The 1,278-nt window shown below is 63.8% G+C and carries 1 protein-coding gene; it reads right to left on the bottom strand.

Translation table 11 applies throughout. From position 1 onward, the window contains the following. Window positions 1-22: 22 nt before the first annotated feature. Window positions 23-1,212, bottom strand: a protein-coding gene (locus tag NKH60_RS34910) for an IS3 family transposase (RefSeq protein WP_352875126.1) whose coding sequence is annotated in 2 segments (ribosomal slippage) — window positions 23-963 and window positions 963-1,212 — 1,191 coding nt in all. Because the reading frame shifts where the segments join, the coding sequence is not laid out codon by codon here. Window positions 1,213-1,278 lie beyond the last annotated feature (66 nt).

Raw genomic sequence — 1,278 nt, 5'->3', positions numbered from 1 at the left:
GCCGTGACGTTGCCCCCAGTTTCTATCCAGTTTTGAGTTCGTTTCCGGCGTGGGTTGTGCCCTGCTGGGCCGGTGAAGCGACGGGCGCTGGCGCGGAGCCTTTGGCATAGCGCAGCGCGAGCGACCGTCGCGGATTAAAGGTGCTGGCGAACTCGGCCGGGGTCTGCCAGGCGATTTGGGAGTGCGGCCGCGCGGTGTTGTAGTCGGCGTGCCACAGGGCGATGGCGACGCGCGCCTGAGCCAGCGAGGTAAACAGCGTCTCGTTGAGCAGTTCATCGCGCAATCGGCCGTTGAAGCTCTCGATGAAGCCATTCTGCATCGGCTTGCCGGGCGCAATGTAATGCCATTCGACGCGGTTCTGATCCGCCCAGGAGAGGATGGCGTTCGAGGTGAACTCGCTGCCATTGTCGCTGACGATCATCCTCGGCCGGCCGCGCTCGGTGATGAGCCGGTCCAATTCGCGGGCAACCCGCATGCCCGAGAGAGACGTATCAATGATGAGTGCCAGGCACTCTCTCGTGCAGTCGTCGACGACGGCCATGATGCGGAAGCGGCGCCCGTCGGTGAGCTGGTCCGATACGAAGTCAAGCGACCAGCGCTCGTCGGGCCTCAGCGGCACCAGCATCGGCGCCCTGGTCCCGATCGCCCGTTTGCGGCCGCCACGGCGGCGAACGGCGAGCTCCTCCTCCCGATAGAGCCGGAACAGCTTCTTGTGGTTCACGACCAGGCCCTCCCGCCTCAGCATCACGAGAAGACGCCGGTAGCCGAACCGGCGTCGCTCCTGCGCGATCGCCTTCATCCGCTCGCGAACCTCGCGGTCGTCCGGCCTGCTGGTCTCGTAGCGAACCGTCATGCGGCAACAGCCGATGGCTTTACACGCCCGCCGTTCGCTCATCCCGAAGCCTTCCTTCAGGCGAGCGACAGCTTTCCGCTTGGCCGCGGGCGTCACCATTTCTTTCCCACAAGATCCTTCAACGCCGCATTGTCGAGCATGGCGTCGGCCAGAAGCCGCTTCAGCCGCGTGTTCTCGTCCTCCAGCGCCTTCAGTCGCCGAGCCTCGGAGATATCCATCCCGCCGAAGCGGGCCTTCCAGTTGTAGATCGAGGCGTCGCTGACCCCGTGCTTGCGGCACAGATCGGCAACCGATACCCCGGCCTCGTGTTCCTTCAAAATTCCGATGATCTGCTCTTCAGAGAAGCGGCTGCGTTTCATGTCCTGGTCCTCTCGATGGCCAGAACGAACTTCAAACCGGATTAGATCAGAGGGGCAAGGTCAGCC

Source organism: Mesorhizobium sp. M1006, assembly GCF_040318825.1.
Classification (GTDB): Bacteria; Pseudomonadota; Alphaproteobacteria; order Rhizobiales; family Rhizobiaceae; genus Mesorhizobium.
This window is presented reverse-complemented; position numbering and strand designations above follow the sequence as displayed.